Source organism: Vibrio parahaemolyticus, assembly GCF_900460535.1.
In the GTDB taxonomy this organism is placed as follows: domain Bacteria; phylum Pseudomonadota; class Gammaproteobacteria; order Enterobacterales; family Vibrionaceae; genus Vibrio; species Vibrio parahaemolyticus.
This window is the reverse complement of record NZ_UHIL01000001.1, coordinates 123,905-144,627: the sequence shown is the minus strand read 5'-3', so window position 1 is coordinate 144,627 and position 20,723 is coordinate 123,905. Positions and strand designations below refer to the sequence as shown.

17 protein-coding genes are annotated in these 20,723 nt (G+C 47.4%); 10 read left to right on the top strand and 7 right to left on the bottom strand.

Translation table 11 applies throughout. From position 1 onward, the window contains the following. Positions 1-78: 78 nt before the first annotated feature. On the bottom strand, positions 79-339 hold the full coding sequence (locus tag DYB02_RS00765) for a BufA1 family periplasmic bufferin-type metallophore (RefSeq protein WP_005458571.1): 261 nt from the start codon (positions 337-339) through the stop codon (positions 79-81). Positions 340-620: 281 nt separating this feature from the next. Here DYB02_RS00765 and uvrD point away from each other — a divergent pair, with 281 nt between their 5' ends. Continuing rightward, positions 621-2,795: a DNA helicase II gene (gene uvrD, locus DYB02_RS00760; RefSeq protein ID WP_029806426.1), complete on the top strand. Its 2,175-nt coding sequence runs from the start codon at positions 621-623 to the stop codon at positions 2,793-2,795. Between the two features lie 799 nt (positions 2,796-3,594). On the opposite strand, the gene ggt is transcribed toward uvrD, so the two are convergent. The 4 genes from ggt to rarD form a co-directional block, all read right to left on the bottom strand. Next, positions 3,595-5,355 carry a gamma-glutamyltransferase gene (gene ggt / locus DYB02_RS00750; RefSeq protein ID WP_029805936.1) on the bottom strand — a complete coding sequence of 587 codons (1,761 nt, stop codon included), beginning with the start codon at positions 5,353-5,355 and terminating at the stop codon, positions 3,595-3,597. A 110-nt stretch (positions 5,356-5,465) separates the two neighbouring features. Beyond that, entirely contained in the window at positions 5,466-6,125 is a 660-nt protein-coding gene (locus tag DYB02_RS00745; RefSeq protein ID WP_029805934.1) for a LysE family translocator, read from the bottom strand. 91 nt (positions 6,126-6,216) lie between these two features. Beyond that, positions 6,217-7,014 (bottom strand): AraC family transcriptional regulator, encoded by a 798-nt coding sequence (locus DYB02_RS00740; RefSeq protein WP_005458575.1) that lies wholly within the window; start codon positions 7,012-7,014, stop codon positions 6,217-6,219. Positions 7,015-7,088: 74 nt separating this feature from the next. Continuing rightward, positions 7,089-8,003 carry an EamA family transporter RarD gene (gene rarD / locus DYB02_RS00735; RefSeq protein ID WP_005497386.1) on the bottom strand — a complete coding sequence of 305 codons (915 nt, stop codon included), beginning with the start codon at positions 8,001-8,003 and terminating at the stop codon, positions 7,089-7,091. A gap of 174 nt (positions 8,004-8,177) precedes the next feature. Between rarD and recQ the strand changes: the two genes are divergently transcribed. From recQ to DYB02_RS00715, 3 genes are all read left to right on the top strand, one after another. Beyond that, entirely contained in the window at positions 8,178-10,013 is a 1,836-nt protein-coding gene (gene recQ / locus DYB02_RS00730; protein WP_005497387.1) for an ATP-dependent DNA helicase RecQ, read from the top strand. Between the two features lie 9 nt (positions 10,014-10,022). Further along, a complete protein-coding gene (locus DYB02_RS00725; RefSeq protein WP_005458579.1) occupies positions 10,023-10,328 on the top strand; it encodes a DUF3630 family protein in 306 nt (101 codons plus the stop codon). Positions 10,329-10,621: 293 nt separating this feature from the next. Then, positions 10,622-11,290: a 7-cyano-7-deazaguanine/7-aminomethyl-7-deazaguanine transporter gene (locus tag DYB02_RS00715; protein WP_023585902.1), complete on the top strand. Its 669-nt coding sequence runs from the start codon at positions 10,622-10,624 to the stop codon at positions 11,288-11,290. 206 nt (positions 11,291-11,496) lie between these two features. Here the strand turns inward: DYB02_RS00715 and gppA are convergent, their stop codons facing one another. Both gppA and rhlB read right to left on the bottom strand, forming a co-directional pair. After that, on the bottom strand, positions 11,497-12,990 hold the full coding sequence (gene gppA / locus DYB02_RS00710; protein ID WP_005480964.1) for a guanosine-5'-triphosphate,3'-diphosphate diphosphatase: 1,494 nt from the start codon (positions 12,988-12,990) through the stop codon (positions 11,497-11,499). Between the two features lie 19 nt (positions 12,991-13,009). Beyond that, on the bottom strand, positions 13,010-14,323 hold the full coding sequence (rhlB, locus tag DYB02_RS00705) for an ATP-dependent RNA helicase RhlB (RefSeq protein ID WP_005458582.1): 1,314 nt from the start codon (positions 14,321-14,323) through the stop codon (positions 13,010-13,012). 111 nt (positions 14,324-14,434) lie between these two features. Here rhlB and trxA point away from each other — a divergent pair, with 111 nt between their 5' ends. From trxA to fre, 6 genes are all read left to right on the top strand, one after another. Beyond that, positions 14,435-14,761, top strand: a complete 327-nt coding sequence (gene trxA / locus DYB02_RS00700) for a thioredoxin TrxA (RefSeq protein WP_005458583.1) — start codon at positions 14,435-14,437, stop codon at positions 14,759-14,761. Between the two features lie 196 nt (positions 14,762-14,957). After that, on the top strand, positions 14,958-16,217 hold the full coding sequence (gene rho, locus DYB02_RS00695) for a transcription termination factor Rho (protein ID WP_029862293.1): 1,260 nt from the start codon (positions 14,958-14,960) through the stop codon (positions 16,215-16,217). A gap of 107 nt (positions 16,218-16,324) precedes the next feature. Further along, positions 16,325-17,317: a hypothetical protein gene (locus DYB02_RS00685; protein ID WP_005480957.1), complete on the top strand. Its 993-nt coding sequence runs from the start codon at positions 16,325-16,327 to the stop codon at positions 17,315-17,317. Between the two features lie 91 nt (positions 17,318-17,408). Next, positions 17,409-19,262 (top strand): 4-hydroxy-3-polyprenylbenzoate decarboxylase, encoded by a 1,854-nt coding sequence (ubiD, locus tag DYB02_RS00680; protein WP_029805752.1) that lies wholly within the window; start codon positions 17,409-17,411, stop codon positions 19,260-19,262. Further along, complete coding sequence (locus tag DYB02_RS00675) at positions 19,259-19,528, top strand: 2Fe-2S iron-sulfur cluster-binding protein (protein ID WP_029805753.1); 270 nt, start codon at positions 19,259-19,261, stop codon at positions 19,526-19,528. Before ubiD ends, DYB02_RS00675 begins: the two co-directional genes overlap by 4 nt. A gap of 14 nt (positions 19,529-19,542) precedes the next feature. Further along, positions 19,543-20,256: an NAD(P)H-flavin reductase gene (fre, locus tag DYB02_RS00670; protein ID WP_025507680.1), complete on the top strand. Its 714-nt coding sequence runs from the start codon at positions 19,543-19,545 to the stop codon at positions 20,254-20,256. The last annotated feature ends 467 nt before the right edge of the window (positions 20,257-20,723 follow it).

Below are 20,723 nucleotides of genomic sequence, written 5' to 3'. Positions count from 1 at the left end.
ACTCCTTTTCGAACTGGATAGAAGAGGTTGTGGGGTGTGAGTTGAGCCATCACACGCCCACAACAATTAACGGAGAAATTAAGATGCGCTGGTGCTGCCGCCAGCCAATTTGTCGCAAAGACCTTTTGGAACGACCACAAATGCGTCTTTCTGGTGGTCTTGTTTTGACGTGCCAGCGCAAGAGCTGTTCTTCGTCGCACAGTCATTTTTCCCCGCTTTTGCCACGCCGTAGCACTTTTCTTTTTCTGCCGCGACAGCTGGTGTTGCTGTTAGTAGAGTGCCACCAAGGGCTAGTAGACCAGTAACCGCAGCAGTAACAGCAAGATTCGACTTTTTCATAATAATTTCCTCTGAATGATTTCCTTTACGTTGAGATGGGCAAGCAGACGAGCGATTAAGATGCACAGTTTTTGTCCGCTTGCTTAACTTAAGAGATAGGAAGGTGAGTGAAAAACTTTCAGGGAAATTGTTTGGGAGAATGCTTTTTGATGGTTTGATTTACATAACCGATTGAATAGATGAGTAAAAAATCGTCGAACTTTTTATCTAGTTTTGTCTCAACACACCCTAGTTGTTTAGGTTATAATCTATTTTTATGTATAAATAACCAGTAGCTCATCATGATGGATCCATCTCTATTACTCGACGGTTTGAACGATAAACAGCGTGAAGCCGTTGCAGCACCTCTAGAAAACTTGCTCGTCCTTGCTGGTGCAGGGAGTGGTAAGACTCGTGTTCTTGTTCACCGTATCGCTTGGTTGATGTCGGTAGAACAAGCGTCTCCGTTCTCAATCATGTCGGTAACCTTTACCAACAAAGCGGCAGCGGAGATGCGTGGCCGTATTGAAGAGTTGATGATGGGCAGTGCGTCAGGCATGTGGAATGGTACCTTTCACGGTATTTGTCACCGCATTTTGCGTGCGCACTATCTTGATGCCAAGCTACCGGAAGACTTTCAAATCATCGACAGCGACGATCAACAGCGTTTACTGAAGCGTCTGATCAAAGCACAAAATTTGGATGAGAAGCAGTGGCCTGCACGCCAAGTGGCTTGGTGGATTAACGGCAAAAAAGACGAAGGTCTGCGCCCAACACATATTGATGCTTACCACGATCCTGTGACCAAAACCTACTTGCAGCTATACACCGCTTATCAAGAAGCGTGTGACCGTGCAGGTTTGGTCGACTTCGCAGAAATTCTGCTTCGCGCTCATGAGCTACTGCGCGATAACAAGTTTGTCCGCGAGCACTACCAGGCGCGTTTTAAACACATTTTGGTTGACGAGTTCCAAGACACCAACAATATCCAATACGCTTGGCTACGCATGATGGCGGGGCCTGAGTGTCATGTGATGATCGTGGGTGACGATGACCAATCGATTTACGGTTGGCGCGGAGCAAAAGTCGAAAACATTGAGAAATTCACCCGTGAATTCCCAAGTGTAACCACCATTCGCCTAGAGCAGAATTACCGTTCCACCAAGACCATTTTGGAAGCTTCCAATACCTTGATCGCCAATAACACTGAGCGTATGGGTAAAGAGCTGTGGACTGACGGCGTCGTTGGTGAACCGATTTCGGTTTACAGTGCTTACAACGAGTTGGACGAAGCCCGTTTTGCGGTTAACAAAATCAAAGAGTGGCAAGACAAAGGCGGAGCATTGAATGATGCAGCGATGTTGTACCGCAACAACGCCCAGTCTCGTGTACTGGAAGAAGCGTTGATTCAAGCTGGTCTACCATACCGTATTTATGGTGGTATGCGATTCTTCGAGCGTCAGGAAATCAAAGACGCACTGGCCTACATGCGTTTGATGGCCAACCGTAATGACGATGCTGCATTTGAACGTGTGGTGAATACGCCAACTCGTGGTTTAGGTGACAAGACACTAGAAACCATCCGCCGTGCGGCGCGTGATCGTGGTTGCACGATGTGGGAAGCCAGCGTTGCGATGTTGGATGAAAAAGTGCTCGCGGGTCGAGCCGCCGGGGCATTAGGTCGCTTTATCGAACTTATTGCCGCACTCGAAGACGACACGTTAGAGATGCCGTTGCACGAGCAAACAGACCATGTGATCAAGTACTCTGGCTTGTTTGCCATGTATGAGCAAGAGAAGGGCGAAAAGTCTAAGGCTCGTATTGAGAACTTGGAGGAATTGGTGACCGCAACTCGCCAATTCGAGAAGCCAGAAGAAGCGGAAGAGATGTCGCTGCTGACTGCGTTCTTGACTCATGCGGCGCTAGAAGCGGGTGAAGGGCAAGCCGACGAATTTGAAGATGCAGTTCAATTGATGACATTGCACAGTGCAAAAGGTTTGGAATTCCCATTGGTGTTTATGGTTGGCGTTGAAGAAGGCATGTTCCCGAGCCAGATGTCGGCGGAAGAGGCTGGGCGTTTAGAGGAAGAGCGCCGCCTGTGTTACGTCGGTATGACGCGCGCGATGCAAAAACTCTACATCACTTACGCGGAAATGCGCCGTTTGTATGGTCAAGATAAGTACCATAAGCCATCGCGTTTTATTCGTGAGTTGCCGGAAACGTGCCTGGACGAAGTGCGTATGAAAGCACAAGTCAGCCGACCTGCAAGCAGTGGTCGCTTTAGCCAAACTGCGGTGAAAGAGAACTTCAACGAGACGGGCTTTTCACTTGGTTCACGCGTAATGCATCCAAAGTTTGGCGAAGGCACCATCATTAACTTTGAAGGCAGCGGTCCACAGAGTCGCGTTCAAATCGCGTTCAATGGTGAAGGCATTAAATGGTTAGTGACTGCTTACGCTAGACTAGAGAAACTGTAAGGTTTTTATCGAAAGCTAGCTTGCATTGTTCGCAAACTAACTCAAGGGCTGCTTCGGCGGCTCTTGTTGTATCTGGAGCCTACAAAGTACCTTATTTGAGTTTGAGTTTGAGTTTGAGTTTGAGTTTGAGTTTGAGATGGGGACAACTGTGCTTGGCAGGTCGGGCGGAAATGGCAGAAAAGAAAAACCCCGAGGGCTTGCGCCCATCGGGGTTATAGTCTTACTCGCAGCAATCCAGCTACTAAAAAGTGCTCCTTGCATCGAATCCTTGATAGCGTGCTGTATTCCTTCAGCTTAATCCTTTCGTCGCCTTCCTAGCGGTGTCCTTGATGACCTTATCCTGGTCTGCTAACTATCCTCGTCAGCTCTCATCACTTGTTCCCTGAGCGGTGTCCATGACATCATCCTGATGTTCAGTCCTTGCCTCGTCCAGAGGTGTCCATTTCCCGTCCTTAGTAGCAACCATCCTAGTCGCTATTGATTCCGTTCAATGTCCAGTTTTGCATTCCATGCCCGACTATTCATCCTGAATAACCGTTTCTTCTTCCTGAAGTTCACCAAATCCGTGGTGTTTCCTGTTCCGTGTCAGCATCCTTCCGACAGGTTTAATAATACGTTTTTGGTGCTATCCAACAACGGTGCAAGTTCACATTTTTTTATTCCGCAAACGTTTAAAAACTGCACGTATTTATATTATTCAATAGCTTATGAGTTGTTTGGGGTGCTTTTACTGCTAAAAAAGAGAGTTTTACTCAACCCTTTGTGAGAGATCTCGCACAAAGGGCCGAGCGAAAGGCTACTATTTTCCGATGGCTGCACCTTCTCGACGCGGATCGGCAGCACCTTCTAAGCCATTTTCAGTAATGCGAATGGCGTGTAAACCGGAATTCAAATCGCGAATTTCGGTCTTAAAGCCCATCTTTTCGAGTGCCGGTTGCAACTGAGTTGCTGCGCTATCTTGCTCGAGGTCGACTGTACCAAAACGGTTTAACACTCTTGGTTGGTTGATCGCTTGCTGAATGTCCATGTCCCATTGAGTATGAGCAATGATGGCTTGTGCCACGTAGCCGATAATGCGACTGCCGCCCGGTGAACCAATTGCCATGTATGGTTGATCATCTTTCATGATGATGGTCGGAGCCATGGAGGAGCGAGGACGTTTGCCCGGTTCTAATCGGTTGGCGATTGGCGCGCCATCTTGATGAGTGCGGAAAGAAAAGTCTGTCAGCTCGTTATTGAGCAGGAAGCCGCGAACCATTAAGCGCGAGCCAAAAGCGTTCTCGATGGTGGTGGTCATTGAAACCACATTGCCTTGCTTGTCGACGATGTTGAAATGGCTGGTGGAAGGAAGTTCTATCGATTCATCCATACTGAGATTCATTGCATGTGACCACGGTGGGTTACCGGCTTCCACTTTCGTCAGTGCTTTGCCGACCTGAATAAGCTCGGCACGTTGTTTGAGATAGTCTTTGTCCAACAAACCTTCGGTTGGCATGGGTACATAGTCTTGATCGGCCATGTACTTACCGCGATCAGCAAACGCGAGACCAGATGCGTCCGCAATGACCTGCCAAGATTTGGCGCTGTCTGGTCCCCAGCCTTTTAGGTCGTATTGCTCGGTGATAGCCAAGATCTGTCCGACAGTTAGCGCGCCTGAGCTTGGTGGCCCCATGCCGCAGATGTCGTAGCTTTGATAAGCCGCACAAACGGGCTCTCTCTGTTTGATGCGGTAAGTATCAAAATCTTGTTGTGCCAACACGCCCGGGTTACCCACTGCAGTTTGCACGGTTGCGATAATGTCTTTGGCAATATCACCTTGATAGAAGGCTTGAGCACCTTGTTTGGCGATGGCTTTCAAGGTTTGCGCGTATTCTGGATTCTTTAATCGTGTGCCTTCGGCTTTTGGTGAGCCATCGGCGTTAAAGAAATATGCTTTTGTGGTCGGAAAACGTGATAAACGCTCGGCGTCGTTGGCAATCAAACTGGCGAGACGAGGGCTGACGGCAAAACCTTCCTCAGCCAAGTTGATCACTGGCTGAATGATCTTTTTCCATTCCAGCTTGCCGTATTTTTGGTGGGTATCCCACAACAGTTTGACGGTGCCCGGCGTCGCGACAGATCGTCCACCTACAACGGCATCATAAAATTGCAGCGGCTGGCCTTGGTCGTCCAAAAACAGTGTTGGGGTTGCGGCGAGGGGCGCAGTTTCTCGACCATCATAAGTGGTGAGCTTTTGTTGTTCGCCATCCCAATACACCAAAAATGCGCCGCCACCAATACCGGAAGACTGTGGTTCGACTAAGCCAAGCATCAGTTGTACCGCCACCATAGCATCGATGGCATTGCCGCCTTGCTCCAGTACATCAGCACCAGCTTGGGTGGCGATTGGGTTCGCTGCTGTCACCATATAGTCTTTGGCTTTGATCAGTTGTTTGTGCTCAAGCCCAGTACTTTGCTCTGGGGCAATCGCATCGGTGGCTTGGTTTGCAAACGCGGTGTGGGTGATAGAGGCGCTAAGAAAAAGACCCGAAGACACGAGTCGGTAGAACGTCCATTGCATGATGACTCTCCATGTTGCCAGTTTGATTGTTCAGCTTGGCAGCCATGGAGAAGATCGTCGAGTCAGCGTTTTAATAAATGTCGGGTGTGCGACGCTTTTAAATCAGAGAGTTAACCGATTAATGTGCTGATGGTTTGCACCAAGATACTGCCGCCAACGAGGGTAAACACCACACCACAGATGCCATCGATGTAGATGCCAGCTTGTTGTAATCGACGTTGTAAACGTTGCGTTGAGAGCATCCACGCCAAGCTGGAAAACCAAACCAGAGACAAGCTGAACAGGATAACTAACGCGATGCTTTTGCCTGAGACCGACATTCCGGCTGGCACCAAGCTCGACATCAAGCTGATGAAGAAAACCAGTGCTTTGGGGTTGAGAATGTTGGTCGCAAAACCTTTGGCAAAAGCCTGACGCTTGTTGCTGATCACGAAGCTGTTTGTTTTATTTTGTTGATCCGTTTGCGGGTTTTTGAGCGTAGCGATCACGCCGCGCAGGGCGCCAACACCGAGGTAAAGCAGGTAACTGCCACCTAGCAGTTGTAATACCGAATACAGCAAAGGATGTTGATGCACAAGGTAGCTCACACCTGTCAGGCTGAACAATGAGTGCAGCAAAATACCAACGGATAAGCCAAGAGCGATGTATAAGCCCGTCTGGCGACCATGACGCGTGGCATTTTGCACCACTAATGCGAAGTCGGGGCCTGGGCTCATTAAGGCAATAAAGTGAATGCTGGCCAATGTCAGCAGGATAGTGGATTCATTCATAACACATCTCAAAGATTACCAATGCAGCTATTGTGGAGGCTTGTTGTGGCATGCGCTTGTAAAAAACTGACAGCCTAAGATGAGCGCGCTGTTATCGAGTGACTTGAGACGGAGAGACGCCATAAGTCTGCTTAAAGGCTTTGCTGAAATGCGCCTGATCGTAAAAACCAATTTGATGCGCGACTTCAGTACCGCATTGTCCTGCTTGTAGCAGCTTCATCCCTTGCTCGAGTCGTAAACGGGCAAACCACGCATACGGTGTCATACCAGTTTGCGCTTTGAAATGGCGTTGAAATTGAGTCGGGCTTAGCTGGCAAAGCTCAGAAAGAGACTCCAGCCGTACCGATTGGTCGAGGTTCGCCATTAAGTAATCTTTTAAGGTGTTGAGAGATTGCTTACCTAATGGAATGACTTTTTGCCTTGCCAGCGATCCGTAGCGATCAAAAAGTTGGTTAAATCCCTCAAACGGCAGACAATCTTTGGTTAACTGACTGAGATTTTCGCGTCTCAACAGAGCATGTAAGTTACTAAGTTGTGAAAATATCTGTGGATCGGAGATGATCAACTCATTAAAGCGGATAATTTGACCATTTTGCTTAAGATCTGCCAGATCGCTAAGTAAGTGTGGTTCGATCGAAAAAACATTCACTTGATAGCCACTGGCAAGCTTAGATTGGCCGTCGTGCAGTTCATCGGGCGGCATAATAACGATTTGCCCATGACCGACTTGGTGATGAGAGCCTTGATAATGAAACTTCTGCTCACCATGCGTGATCAAGCCGAGGTGAAAATCCAAATGATAGTGCCTTTGAAAGGCAAACTTTTGGTATTTCGCCTCGATCAGACTCAGTTGGTCATGGTCGGTCGCGTAGTATTGAATCTGTTCCATTACATACAAAAAAAGCTTGGTCACATAATGACCAAGCTTATCCATCAATTGTTAGCTTGTCTTGTAAAAAACGATCACTGTGACTGAATGGCTCGGCGTGAACGGCGATTGTTGCGCAGCCCATCGAAGCTAAATACCACAAGGGCTCCCCAAATAAAGGCGAACGTAATCGCTTTATCCATCGTGAAGGTCTCGCCGTAAATTAACACTGCAAGCAAGAACATCAGGCTAGGGCCGATGTACTGGAAAAAGCCGAGCGTTGATAATTTGAGGCGAGTCGCGGCACCAGTGAAGCATAGCAATGGCAAGGTCGTCACCACACCGGCTGCAATCAACAACGTATTGAGCTGCCATGGATTTTCAATCATGTTTGCCGTTGGTGAGCTGGCAATAAACAGAAGATAAACGGCGGCAGCGGGTAATAAGATTAGCGTTTCGACAAACAAACCAGTTTGAGCATCCACCGCGACTTTCTTACGTAGCAAACCGTAAAAACCAAAGCTCATCGCTAACGCCATCGCTACAATTGGCACCGAACCAAAGACGATCAACTGCACCAAAACGCCACATCCTGCCAATACCACAGCAAACCATTGCAGCTTACGTAGTCGTTCGCCCAAGAACACCATACCTAGCAACACGTTGATAAGCGGGTTGATGTAATAGCCTAAGCTGGCATCCAGCATGTGATTGGAGTTAACCGCCCAAATGAAGATCAGCCAGTTGCCACCAATCAATACCGAACTGGAAAGCAAATACGCGATTTTCTTTTTATCTGTGGCGATGTGATAAACCGAGCGCCAGTGACGGCCAAAATGAAGAAGTGCGGCAAGCAAAAAGAAAGACCAAATCACTCGGTGGCTTAGGATCTCGAGTGGAGACACTTGTGCTATCGATTTAAAGTACATGGGCGCAATGCCCCACATCGTGTACGCGCCAACCGCAAGCAGGACACCTTGCCGCGCGCGCTGTTGTTCTTCTGGTGTCATGAAGTGTCACCTAATTGTGTGTTTATAGAGCAGAAAATCAGTATACGAGCCGTGGTGTGAAACACCTAACAATTTGCGGTTTTATTCGCCATGAAACCCCATTACAATGTGCCCTCACTTTGTGTGCTGGTGGCATGCAAAAGCATTTCTACATCGCCCAATCTGAGATTTTTCATGACCTCAACTTTGTTAGCCGAACAATCAGACTCACCGGTAACGCCTCAACGTGTGTTGGAGGAAGTTTTCGGTTATCAAACGTTTCGTGATGGCCAGCAAGAGGTCATCGAATCGGCGGTCGAGGGCAAAGACAGTCTGGTGATCATGCCGACAGGTGGTGGCAAATCTCTTTGCTATCAGATACCTGCGTTGGTTCGTAGTGGCATCACCTTGGTGATTTCGCCGCTGATTTCTTTGATGAAAGACCAGGTCGATCAGCTCAAAGCCAACGGCGTTGCGGCAGAGTGTGTGAACTCCACCATGAGCCGTGAAGAGCTGCTGAGTGTGTATAACCGCATGCACAGCGGTCAACTCAAATTGGTTTACGTCTCACCAGAACGCGTGTTAATGCGTGACTTCATCGAGCGCCTCGAAAATCTGCCCTTGGCGATGATTGCGGTGGATGAAGCGCACTGTATCTCGCAGTGGGGACACGATTTCCGTCCCGAATACGCCGCGCTGGGTCAGTTAAAGCAGCATTTTTCGCATGTGCCATTTATGGCGCTCACCGCCACTGCGGATGACGCTACACGTCGCGACATTCTTGAACGCTTACGTTTGCATGAGCCTCATGTTCACTTAGGCAGTTTTGACCGTCCGAATATCCGCTACAACCTTGTCGAGAAGCACAAGCCGGTTTCTCAGATCATTCGTTATCTCGACACCCAAAAGGGCAATTGCGGCATTATTTATTGTGGCAGCCGTAAGAAAGTCGAAATGGTGACGGAGAAGCTGTGCAACAACCACATCCGTGCGGCGGGCTATCATGCAGGGATGGACGCTGATGAGCGTGCTTACGTTCAAGAGGCGTTTCAGCGTGATGACATTCAAATCGTGGTCGCGACGGTTGCCTTTGGTATGGGCATCAACAAGCCGAACGTCCGTTTTGTAGTGCACTTTGATATTCCGCGCAATATTGAATCCTACTACCAAGAAACGGGACGAGCAGGGCGAGATGGTTTGCCTGCTGAAGCGATGATGTTGTACGACCCTGCAGACATCAGTTGGCTACGCCGCATGCTGGATGAAAAAGACGATGGACCGCAAAAGCAAGTAGAAAGCCATAAACTTAATGCGATGAGTGCCTTTGCAGAAGCGCAAACCTGTCGTCGTCAGGTTCTGCTCAACTACTTTGGTGAATACCGCGAGAAGCCTTGTGGTAACTGCGATATCTGCCTCGATCCACCCAAACATTTTGATGCGACAGAAGAAGCGCGAAAAGCGTTGTCGTGTGTTTACCGTGTTAACCAAAGCTTTGGTATGACGTATGTGGTTGAGGTGCTGCGTGGTATGCAAAATATCCGCGTGCGTGAACATGGCCACGATAAAATCTCTACATACGGCATTGGCCGCGATCACAGCCATGATTACTGGGTGAGTATCTTCCGCCAGTTAATCCACAAAGGTCTGCTGTTTCAAAACATTACTCGAAACTCGACGTTGCAACTGACCGAGGAAGCTCGACCATTATTGCGCGGGGATGTGTCGCTCGAGCTAGCGGTTCCTCGTTTGGATACCGCAGCACGCGCTGCGAAGTCGGACAAACTGACCAGCAAAAACTACGATAAGAAGCTGTTTGCGAAATTACGCAAGCTGCGTAAGTCGATTGCTGATGAAGATGGCTTACCACCATACGTTGTATTTAGTGATGCGACCTTGATTGATATGGCGGAGATTCTGCCAACGTCGTATGGCGAAATGCTGGCGGTGAGCGGGGTAGGTCAACGTAAATTAGAAAAATATGCCGATCCATTCTTGGATCTGATTCAAGAACACATCACTCACCACGGATAAGGAACCGAAATGCAGAAGGAATTTGGCCTAACAGAATATATTGCCGAAGAAGGTCGTTTGCTGATTGCAGCACCAAGATTTGATTTAGACACCTTTCCGGCGTTAGGTGAGCGTTTGGTGGGTTTACTCTCTGCGACGGTAATCGAAAAACAGTGGGATGCGGATATCCACTCTTGGCTGATCGATTTTGAAGGTTGCCGCTTATTTATGAAAGCGGAGCATTACAGTGAAGCGATTTGGTTTGAAGCGCTGAACATTGAAGAGAGCAGGGAAGAGCTCGATTATCTTGCTGGATTATTTCAACGCGGCTTCTAAACTCGACTTATCAACTCTTTAAATCATTTCCTTATAGGGTGTTTCACATGAAACACCCTTTTTCGTTTTTCGCCCAATTCTTTGGTGTAAAGGTGAAATTATCGGATGAACGTTTGCGTAAAAAGCACCGCTTGCGAGCGCAATTGGTTAATGTATAATCGCCCACCGCTTCGCTTGGAATGAGTGAAGCCGATTTGAATTTTCATTTTACATTGTTGGTAAGAGTCGTTTTCGTTAATGAAAATGCTCGATTTGGGTTCCCTCGCCCCCAAACCAAACTAAAAAGGTATCGCATGAGTAACTTTACCCCTGCGCAGCAGCGCAACGCCCTTATCTATCTGGTTTTATTCCATCTAGTCATTATTGCATCCAGCAATTATCTGGTTCAGCTACCGTTTACTATCTTCGGTCTGCACACCACTTGGGGCGCATTCACCTTCCCATTTATCTTCCTAGCGACAGACTTAACCGTTCGTATTTTTGGTGCTCATTTAGCGCGTAAGATCATCTTCTTAGTGATGTTGCCTGCGTTAGCGGTGTCTTATTTCCTGTCGGTTGTGTTCTTTGAAGGTCAGTTCCAAGGTTTTAGCCATCTCGGGGAATTTAACCTGTTTGTCGCACGTATTGCGATTGCGAGTTTCATGGCTTACTTACTTGGTCAGATCATGGATGTGCATGTGTTTAACCGCCTACGCCAAATGAAGCAGTGGTGGGTAGCACCAACGTGTTCGACACTCTTTGGTAATGCGCTAGATACCATCGCGTTCTTTGCGATTGCATTCTACCAAAGTCCAGATCCATTTATGGCTGAGCATTGGACGGAAATCGCGCTGGTGGATTACGGCTTCAAGTTGGTGATCAGCCTTGGCTTGTTTGTCCCAATGTACGGTGTATTACTGAATTATCTGATTAAGAAGCTAACCGCAGTAAACCCAGACTTCAAAGTGAGTACGGCGGCGTAATATCGCTGATTGAATGTGAATAACAAAAAGCCGCTGAATCCAGCGGCTTTTTTGTATTTGTTTGTATTTGAAGGACGGGTACAAGTCTCGTTGTACAGCACAAGGAGCAATAAGATCATGGGTGTTCTAAAGCTCCAAGCACTGTGCATTGGAATGCCAAATAACAAAAAGGCTCCATGAGGAGCCTTTTTACTCGATAACAATCATTAGCAAGCGGTAATCGTTAATGGCCAACCAATGTCTGTTTGACGGTTCGATTCTATTTCTAACTCAGCAGCCGTAAGCGGGTTAGCTTCTAGCCATTTCGCATCAATGCTCAACGTCAGTTTATCACCTTCAGCCAATAGCTCGACTTGTGGTTCTAAGCTTGGGTTGCGGCGGTGGGTCAGTAGAACCGCAAGACGCAGCAAGCGCAGCACGCGTTTGGCACTTGTTCCAGATATAGCATGTTGCTCTGGTAGTGAGCTTAGCTGCTCGCGGTAACGGCGTGCAATTTCACCAATAAAGAACTTCTGCGCACGTGTATAGCCTGGCAAATCGAGGTTTTGCAGTAAGTAAGCACTATGTTCACCACCTTTTTTAAAGTCGATGGTTAGGCCAATTTCGTGCAATTTTGCTGTGGTTTCGAGCAGAACTTTACCTTGAGGCTCAGCAATCCATTCATCGCCACCGGCTTGCTCTAAAAGCTTACCTGCCAGCGTTGCCACTTGTTCACCATATTGGCAATCAAGCTGATAACGGCTTTGCACGCTACAAATGGTGCGAGCACGAATGTCATTTTGACGCAGCTCGTCGACCATTTCATAAACCAAGCCTTCACGCAGTGCGCCGCCCGCGAGTGTCATCGCATCGATTTCAAGTAACTCGAAAATCGCGATAAGAATAGACAGGCCGCTAGGGAAGACCAAGGCACGCTCAAGCGTTAAACCTTCGATGTCGAGCTCTTCCAAATGATCGGCTAGCATGGCTTGCTTTTGTAAACGCTTAAGTTTGGAGTGAGTAATTACTTCGTCCATACCCTGCGCCAGCATGATTTCTTGTAGCGCCTGAACGGTACCAGATGCACCTACGCACACATCCCAACCAAGATCGGTGTACTGTTCTAAGATTGGCTTGATGGTTTGCTTTGCGCCTTCAATCGCAGCTTCGAAGTTACGGGCATTCAGCTGGCGATCTTTAAAGAAGTTCTCCAACCATGTCACGCAGCCCATTTTTAGGCTGGTGAGGGCTTTCGCTTCAAAACCTTCGCCAATAATCAGCTCAGTGCTCGCGCCACCAATATCAACCACAAGGCGACGACCACTACCACCTGATGTGTGGGCAACACCTTTATAGATAGTGGCGGCTTCTTCTTCACCAGAGATGACTTCGATTGGCTGCCCCAGAATCTGGTTCGCTTTCTCTAGAAATACATCCACATTGGTGGCAGTACGTAAAGTCGCTGTGCCGACAATGCGAATGTTTTGTGTAGGAATATCCTGCAAGCGTTCCGCAAATAGACTTAAGCAGTCCCATCCTCGCTGCATAGCTTCCATACTAAGAGAATTATGTTCATCTAAGCCCGCCGCTAGACGAACTTTGCGCTTAATTTTAGCCATTGTTTGAACGCTGCCATCGATGTGACGCACAACGAGCATGTGAAAACTGTTCGACCCGAGGTCGATGGCTGCGTATAGCGGTGATGATCCTGCTTGACTCATAAACGACTTCAGTTTCCTTTTATGATTGTTTCGGCGCTGATTGACGTGGCTGACGAGGACGACGTCCTTGAGGCTTACGGTTACCAGAGCGAGTACCACCGGTGTTGGTGCGGCGTTGCTGAACGCGCGGCGCACGCATGCGGATTGGCGCAGGCAGATCTTGAATCAGAGCTGATGCATCGTATTCCGACACAGGAATGGTGTGTTCGATGTATTCTTCAATCGCAGGCAAGTTGATTGCGTATTCTTCACACGCAAAGCTGATTGAGTGACCGCTCGCGCCCGCACGACCCGTACGACCAATGCGGTGTACGTAATCTTCACAATCGTCAGGCAGGTCATAGTTGAATACGTGCGTTACTTGAGGAATGTGTAGACCACGGGCTGCAACGTCAGTCGCAACAAGAATGTCGACATCGCCTTTAGTGAATTGCTCAAGAATCTTTTCACGTTTCTTCTGTGGAACATCACCTGTTAGTAGGCCAACGCGGTGACCATCTGCCGCCAAGTGGCCCCAAACTGATTCACATTTATGTTTGGTGTTCGCAAACACGATTGCGCGATCTGGCCATTCTTCTTCAATCAGAGTTTGAAGCAGAGCCATCTTGTCTTCATTAGATGGGTAGAACAGCTCTTCTTGGATACGGTGACCGGTTTTTTGTGCTGGCTCAACCACAACATGCTCAGGATTGTGCATATGCTCGAAAGCCAACTCTTGCACGCGGTAAGACAAAGTCGCAGAGAACAACATGTTCAAACGCTCTTTTGGCTCAGGCATACGACGGAACAAGAAACGAATGTCTTTAATAAAGCCAAGATCGAACATGCGGTCGGCTTCATCTAACACAACTGCTTGAATGTTGTTTAGATTGAAAACGCGCTGTTTGTAGAAATCGATGATACGGCCAGTCGTGCCGATAAGAATGTCTACGCCATCTTGTAGCTTCGCAAGTTGCTTATCGTAGCTTTCGCCACCGTAAGCTAATGCGGCTTTTAGACCTGTGCTTGCAATCAGCGGCTCAGCATCGTTGAAGATCTGAATCGCTAGCTCACGCGTTGGCGCCATAATAATTGCGCGCGGTTGCGTTGGTTGACGGCCTTCGTGCTCAGGTGTCGTAAGTAGGTGGTTGAAGGTTGCAGTTAAAAACGCAAGCGTTTTACCAGTGCCCGTTTGGGCCTGGCCTGCGATGTCTTGGCCGGTGAGCAGTACCGGCAACGCCAAGGCTTGGATAGGGGTACAATATTCGAACCCTTTTTTTTCCAATCCTTCAGTAACTTGGGGCTGTAAACCCAAATCGGCGAACTTTTGCTCTGTGATATGCGTCTTTTTCATGGCTATAGAATATCAGCTAAAGCTTGCAATACGAAAGTAAATACATTCCAATAGGGCATCTAATTACTGGTTATCATCCAACCAGTTTCGAAAAACACATTGGAGTGGAAGATGAGTGATAAGATTTTGCAGCTAACTGATGACGGTTTTGAAAACGATGTAATCAATGCTGCAGGCCCAGTTCTCGTAGATTTTTGGGCAGAATGGTGTGGTCCTTGTAAAATGATCGCTCCTATCCTGGACGAAATCGCTGAAGAGTACGAAGGCAAACTCACTATCGGTAAACTAAACATCGACCATAACGCAGGCACGCCGCCTAAGTTTGGTATTCGCGGTATTCCAACGCTACTGTTATTCAAAGACGGCAACGTAGCGGCAACGAAAGTTGGTGCTTTGTCTAAGACTCAGCTTAAAGAGTTCTTGGACGCAAACTTATAATCACCAAGTGATTACAGATAAAACCGTGCAATGTAACAATGCGCGGTTTTGTTTTTCTAACTCTGGACTAGAATATTAATTAGTGCTAACTTATCGCGCGTTAATTGAACAAATTTCTCTTCTTGGTCGATCCTGAGACCAAATCCATCTTAACTAGAAAACAGATCTTATTTTGACTAAACAAGAATCCACCACCATGAACCTTACCGAACTGAAGAACAGACCTGTGTCTGACCTTGTAAAACTGGGCGAAAGCTTAGGACTAGAGAACCTAGCTCGCTTAAGAAAACAATACATCATCTTCGCGATTTTAAAAGCGCACGCTAAAGGCGGCGAAGACATCTTTGGCGATGGGGTTCTGGAAATTCTGCAAGACGGCTTTGGTTTCCTACGCAGTGCAGACAGTTCGTACCTTGCTGGTCCGGACGACATCTACGTATCACCAAGTCAGATTCGTCGTTTTAACCTACGTACTGGTGACTCAATTGCTGGTAAAATTCGCCCACCCAAAGACGGTGAACGCTACTTTGCCCTTCTAAAAGTCAATACAGTTAACGACGACAAACCAGACAACGCTCGTAACAAGATCCTATTTGAAAACCTTACCCCTCTGCATGCGAATGAACGCATGGTAATGGAGCGTGGTAACGGTTCTACAGAAGACATCACAGCACGTGTTTTAGACTTGGCATCGCCTATCGGTAAGGGTCAACGTGGTCTGATTGTTGCTCCGCCAAAAGCGGGTAAGACAATGCTTCTGCAAAATATCGCTCAAAGCATCGCATACAACCATCCAGAGTGTGAGTTGATGGTACTTCTTATCGACGAACGTCCAGAAGAAGTAACAGAGATGCAGCGTCTAGTTAAAGGTGAAGTAGTAGCGTCAACGTTCGATGAGCCAGCATCTCGTCACGTACAAGTGGCAGAAATGGTAATCGAGAAAGCAAAACGTCTTGTTGAACACAAGAAAGACGTGGTTATCCTGCTTGACTCTATCACTCGTCTAGCTCGTGCTTACAACACCGTAGTGCCTTCATCAGGTAAAGTACTAACAGGTGGTGTGGATGCAAACGCATTGCACCGTCCTAAGCGTTTCTTCGGTGCGGCACGTAACGTAGAAGAAGGCGGCAGCCTAACTATCATCGCAACGGCACTAGTAGATACTGGTTCTAAGATGGATGAAGTTATCTACGAAGAGTTCAAGGGTACAGGTAACATGGAACTGCACTTGAACCGTAAGATTGCTGAGAAGCGTGTATTCCCTGCGATTGACTTCAACCGCTCTGGTACACGTCGTGAAGAGCTACTGACGAAGACTGACGAACTACAGAAGATGTGGATTCTGCGTAAGATCGTTCACCCAATGGGCGAAATCGACGCAATGGAATTCCTAATCGATAAGCTAGCAATGACGAAGACGAATGATGAGTTCTTCGATGCTATGCGTCGTCAGTAATAACTGAGTTCTTATTTTGAAAAAGCCACCACAAAAATGGTGGCTTTTTTATTGCTTTCTATCAATAGAAGCAGCAGAATGAGAACAAATGTTATCGGGAGGTTAACATGCAACAAGGAATGTTGTCGTCATTACTCCTGAGCTTGTCACTGCTCACTCTACCCGTGGCCGTTTCTGCGAAGGAAATGCAGGAGTCTGTGGTAGAGCAGTGGCTTCAGGATACTCAAATTCAAACCAAAGTTTCTGAACTCCTTGAGTACGTGGTCAGAGATGAGGTTGATTCGCTTAAATTTTCCCTCGATCGGCTCGCTTTTCCTCAGCAAGAGGTGGTGCGTTTTCGCCTGTTGGAAAAATTAGAACAGCAAAACATCATACTTACCCCGCGCATGGCACTGTTCGTGGAATCGCAAGTTCGTTTGACACCAACGTATCAAATGTTGGAGCGAGGCGATGGCTATGAATTCAGTGTACCCGCATTCAATTACCCAGCGATTGCGAGTCGTTTAATTAAGCGTTGGAAGCAAGACCAAAGCACGTTAGATTTTGTGCTGCAAGCTGAACGAAAAGAGTTAAACCTGCAGCAATGGTTAACGGGGACGTCTCAACAAATTCAGACAAGAGAATCCTTGCTCATTCGTGAGCTAGATAGCTTATCGCCAAGTGCGTTAAAGGCCTTAACGACGCAGTTAACTCAAGCGAATGTCACCAGTTGGCTACCGTCCACAGCAGTGGTCGTTCGTATGGCGCAAGTCAGCCAAGACAAAGCTATGTACGATTTACTATGGCGAATGCGCGCCGATTACAATAGCCAACAGGAACTCAAGCGCTTAGCTGATACAGGAGATGCTTTCTCTTTGCAGCAGTTGATGAATGCCACGATCAACCCAAGCCTCAAACCTCACGCGATTCGCTTACTCACCAAATCCAATCCATTATCGCCGGAAGTGAAACAGTTTCTTATTGCGAAAATGGCATTATCTGAAGAAGCGACACTGGTCGCTCGTCAACTGGCTCAACAAGGCCACCAAACATGGCTTGAAGAATTAATTTCAAGTAACCGCCAAGTAAAGGCTCGTCAGATCGAGCAAGTATTAAAGTAACCCTGCTCACATACCCATACAAAATAGGAGGATCTTAGCGTCCTCCTATTTGTTATACTGCGGACAGTTTAATCAGCCAGCATGAAGGCCTATGAGTTTTAAGGATTTACGCGAATTTATCGACCATCTAGAACAGAAAGGTCGACTTAAACGCATTACTCACCCTGTCGATCCCGCTTACGAAATGACAGAGATCAGCGACCGCACCTTACGTGCTGGTGGCCCTGCGCTGTTGTTTGAAAATCCAATCGGCTACAACGTTCCTGTTCTGACCAACCTGTTTGGTACGCCAGAGCGTGTCGCGATAGGTATGGGACGCGAAGACGTAAAAGAGTTACGCGAAGTCGGCAAACTGCTGGCTTATTTAAAAGAACCTGAGCCACCAAAAGGCTTCAAAGACGCATTGGAAAAACTGCCAGTATTCAAACAAGTGTTAAATATGCCAGCCAAGCGACTGCGTAAAGCGCCATGCCAAGACATTGTGTGGCAAGGTGACGAAGTCGATTTGGATAAAATTCCGGTGATGAGTTGTTGGGCGGAAGACGTAGCACCATTATTAACGTGGGGTTTGACGGTCACCAAAGGGCCGAATAAAAAACGCCAGAACCTCGGTATCTACCGCCAACAAAAAATCGCCAAAAACAAAATCATCATGCGTTGGCTAGCTCACCGTGGTGGCGCGTTAGATTTGCGTGATTGGATGGAAACCAACCCGGGTAAGCCGTTCCCAGTTTCCGTGGCGTTTGGTGCCGACCCTGCCACTATCCTTGGTGCGGTGACGCCAGTGCCGGATACGTTATCAGAATATGCCTTTGCTGGTTTGCTGCGTGGCAGTAAAACCGAAGTGGTCAAATCCATCAGTAACGATTTGGAAGTCCCAGCAAGTGCTGAAATCGTCATGGAAGGGTACATCGACCCGAACGAGTTTGCCGATGAAGGCCCTTACGGCGATCACACTGGCTACTATAACGAAAAAGAAAAGCATCACGTCTTTACCATTACGCACATCACCATGCGTAAAGACCCAATTTATCACAGTACCTATACTGGTCGTCCGCCAGATGAGCCAGCGGTATTAGGCGTGGCACTGAATGAAGTATTCGTGCCAATTCTGCAAAAGCAATTCCCTGAGATTGAAGACTTCTACCTACCGCCAGAAGGTTGTTCGTATCGCATGGCCGTTGTAACCATGAAGAAGCAATACCCAGGTCATGCGAAGCGCGTGATGATGGGAGTGTGGTCCTTCTTGCGTCAGTTCATGTACACCAAGTTTGTGATTGTGTGTGATGAGTCGGTAAATGCGCGCGACTGGAATGACGTCGTCAAAGCGATGTCCGAACATATGGATCCAGTGCGCGATACCTTGATGATAGACAACACGCCAATCGATTCTCTCGACTTTGCGTCGCCAGTGGTGGGATTAGGTTCCAAAATGGGACTAGATGCGACCATCAAATGGGATGCGGAACTTGCAACACGTCCCCAAATCAGTAAGCAAGACAGTAAAGTAATAACAGAAGCCGATTTGGAATCACTGAAACAACAGCGTCCAGAGATTATTGATATCTATCTACCGCCAACAACCAATAATCGTTTTGCCGTCGTTACGATGAAGAAAGACCAAGCGGGTCAATCTCAAGCATTAATGGAAGACCTGTGGGACTTCTTCGCGCAGTACACCGACAACAAGTTCGTTATCTTGTGTGATGAGGACGTCAATGCGCGAGATTGGAATGACATCATTTGGGCGGTGACCACTCGTATGGATCCGGATAGAGATACCACTCAAGTATCAGGTAAGGCAGAAAGTTCATCCAAACTCGGACTGGATGCGACTAACAAGTTCGAATCTGAAGTCACGCGTGAGTGGGGTACGCCAATTAAAAAAGATCCTAAACTTGTGGCTAAAGTCGATGAGATTTGGGACCAGTTAGGTATTCTATGAGTCATCAAGTCCACCTTCTGCCTATAGACGTAACATTTGGGGTTAAAGAAGGGGAAACGGTGTTGGAAGCCGCGCTCAACAACAATATTCGCTTCCCACATCGTTGCCAAGTTGGCGCTTGTGCCATGTGCATGTGTAAAAAGCTATCGGGCGAGGTGACATATCACCTCGAACCCATGCTAACCAATAAAGAGCAGCAGCAAGGTTGGATATTCCCTTGCCAAGCCTATACAGAAAGTAATTTAGTGCTTACTTTTGATGAGTAAGCGAGAGGAACACCATGACCATCCAATGTAAAGTAAAGTCTATTCAGCCGTTAGCTTGTAATACTTACCAAATTCTACTGCACCCTGAGTCTCCAGTTGCGTTTAAAGCTGGCCAATACCTGATGGTTGTGATGGGAGAAAAGGACAAACGCCCATTCTCGATTGCAAGCAGCCCTTGCCGACATGAAGGCGAATTAGAGCTTCATATCGGAGCTGCTGAACACAACGCTTACGCCATCGAAGTTGTCGAAGCGATGAAAGCTGCGTTAGAAACAGGTAATGATATTGAAATCGATGCGCCGCACGGTGATGCGTGGGTACAAGAAGACAGTGAACGCCCGCTGTTATTGATCGCTGGTGGTACAGGTTTTAGTTACGTACGTTCGATTCTAGATCATTGCGTAGCGCAGAATAAAACCAACCCTATCTATTTATATTGGGGTGCTCGTGATAATTGCCAGTTGTATGCGAAAGACGAACTGATCGAACTTGCACAGCAATACGCAAATGTTCACTTTGTTCCGGTTGTTGAGGAAGCTCCTGCAGATTGGCAAGGGAAAGTCGGTAATGTACTACAAGCCGTGAGTGATGATTTCGAAAGCCTAGAAAACTACGATATCTATATTGCAGGTCGTTTTGAAATGGCGGGCGCAGCTCGTGAGCAATTCACTCAGAATAAAAAAGCGAAGAGTGAACGCATGTTTGCAGACGCGTACGCATTCATTTAAATTCCGCGTTTCAGGCAGAAAAAGAGGGTTTTTTACCCTCTTTTTGGCTTTTTTGATGAAATAGTCATCGAACAGCTAGTTTTATCCGTTTTTTTTCAAAAAAGGGTTGCGCTCGGAACTCAACTCCCTATAATGCGCATCCACCGACACGGCAGACGCGATAAGGCTTCAGCAGGGTCGGAGAGGTGAAAAGCTTCTGAGAAAATAAATTGAAAAAAGTGTTTGACTCTTTCAATTATCTCGCTAGAATGCACCTCCGCTTTGAGAGAAAAGTTTCTCGCAGAGCAAGTTCTTTAACAATATAGACCTATCAATCTGTGTGGGCACTCGTTGATGATAATCCAATTCGATACTTCGGTATCAAATTAGGTTTCAATGAAACGAAGTGACCATTGAATCTTCGGATTCAGCACAGTCAATTCAAACATTACTTTATGTAATGTTCAGTATTCATTGAGCCGAACAAA

Bases quoted from the DNA above. Each gene is read 5' to 3' on its own strand.
- DYB02_RS00765 (WP_005458571.1), bottom strand. From the start codon at position 339: ATGAAAAAGTCGAATCTTGCTGTTACTGCTGCGGTTACTGGTCTACTA.
- uvrD (WP_029806426.1), top strand. From the start codon at position 621: ATGATGGATCCATCTCTATTACTCGACGGTTTGAACGATAAACAGCGT.
- ggt (WP_029805936.1), bottom strand. From the start codon at position 5,355: ATGCAATGGACGTTCTACCGACTCGTGTCTTCGGGTCTTTTTCTTAGC.
- DYB02_RS00745 (WP_029805934.1), bottom strand. From the start codon at position 6,125: ATGAATGAATCCACTATCCTGCTGACATTGGCCAGCATTCACTTTATT.
- DYB02_RS00740 (WP_005458575.1), bottom strand. From the start codon at position 7,014: ATGGAACAGATTCAATACTACGCGACCGACCATGACCAACTGAGTCTG.
- rarD (WP_005497386.1), bottom strand. From the start codon at position 8,003: ATGACACCAGAAGAACAACAGCGCGCGCGGCAAGGTGTCCTGCTTGCG.
- recQ (WP_005497387.1), top strand. From the start codon at position 8,178: ATGACCTCAACTTTGTTAGCCGAACAATCAGACTCACCGGTAACGCCT.
- DYB02_RS00725 (WP_005458579.1), top strand. From the start codon at position 10,023: ATGCAGAAGGAATTTGGCCTAACAGAATATATTGCCGAAGAAGGTCGT.
- DYB02_RS00715 (WP_023585902.1), top strand. From the start codon at position 10,622: ATGAGTAACTTTACCCCTGCGCAGCAGCGCAACGCCCTTATCTATCTG.
- gppA (WP_005480964.1), bottom strand. From the start codon at position 12,990: ATGAGTCAAGCAGGATCATCACCGCTATACGCAGCCATCGACCTCGGG.
- rhlB (WP_005458582.1), bottom strand. From the start codon at position 14,323: ATGAAAAAGACGCATATCACAGAGCAAAAGTTCGCCGATTTGGGTTTA.
- trxA (WP_005458583.1), top strand. From the start codon at position 14,435: ATGAGTGATAAGATTTTGCAGCTAACTGATGACGGTTTTGAAAACGAT.
- rho (WP_029862293.1), top strand. From the start codon at position 14,958: ATGAACCTTACCGAACTGAAGAACAGACCTGTGTCTGACCTTGTAAAA.
- DYB02_RS00685 (WP_005480957.1), top strand. From the start codon at position 16,325: ATGCAACAAGGAATGTTGTCGTCATTACTCCTGAGCTTGTCACTGCTC.
- ubiD (WP_029805752.1), top strand. From the start codon at position 17,409: ATGAGTTTTAAGGATTTACGCGAATTTATCGACCATCTAGAACAGAAA.
- DYB02_RS00675 (WP_029805753.1), top strand. From the start codon at position 19,259: ATGAGTCATCAAGTCCACCTTCTGCCTATAGACGTAACATTTGGGGTT.
- fre (WP_025507680.1), top strand. From the start codon at position 19,543: ATGACCATCCAATGTAAAGTAAAGTCTATTCAGCCGTTAGCTTGTAAT.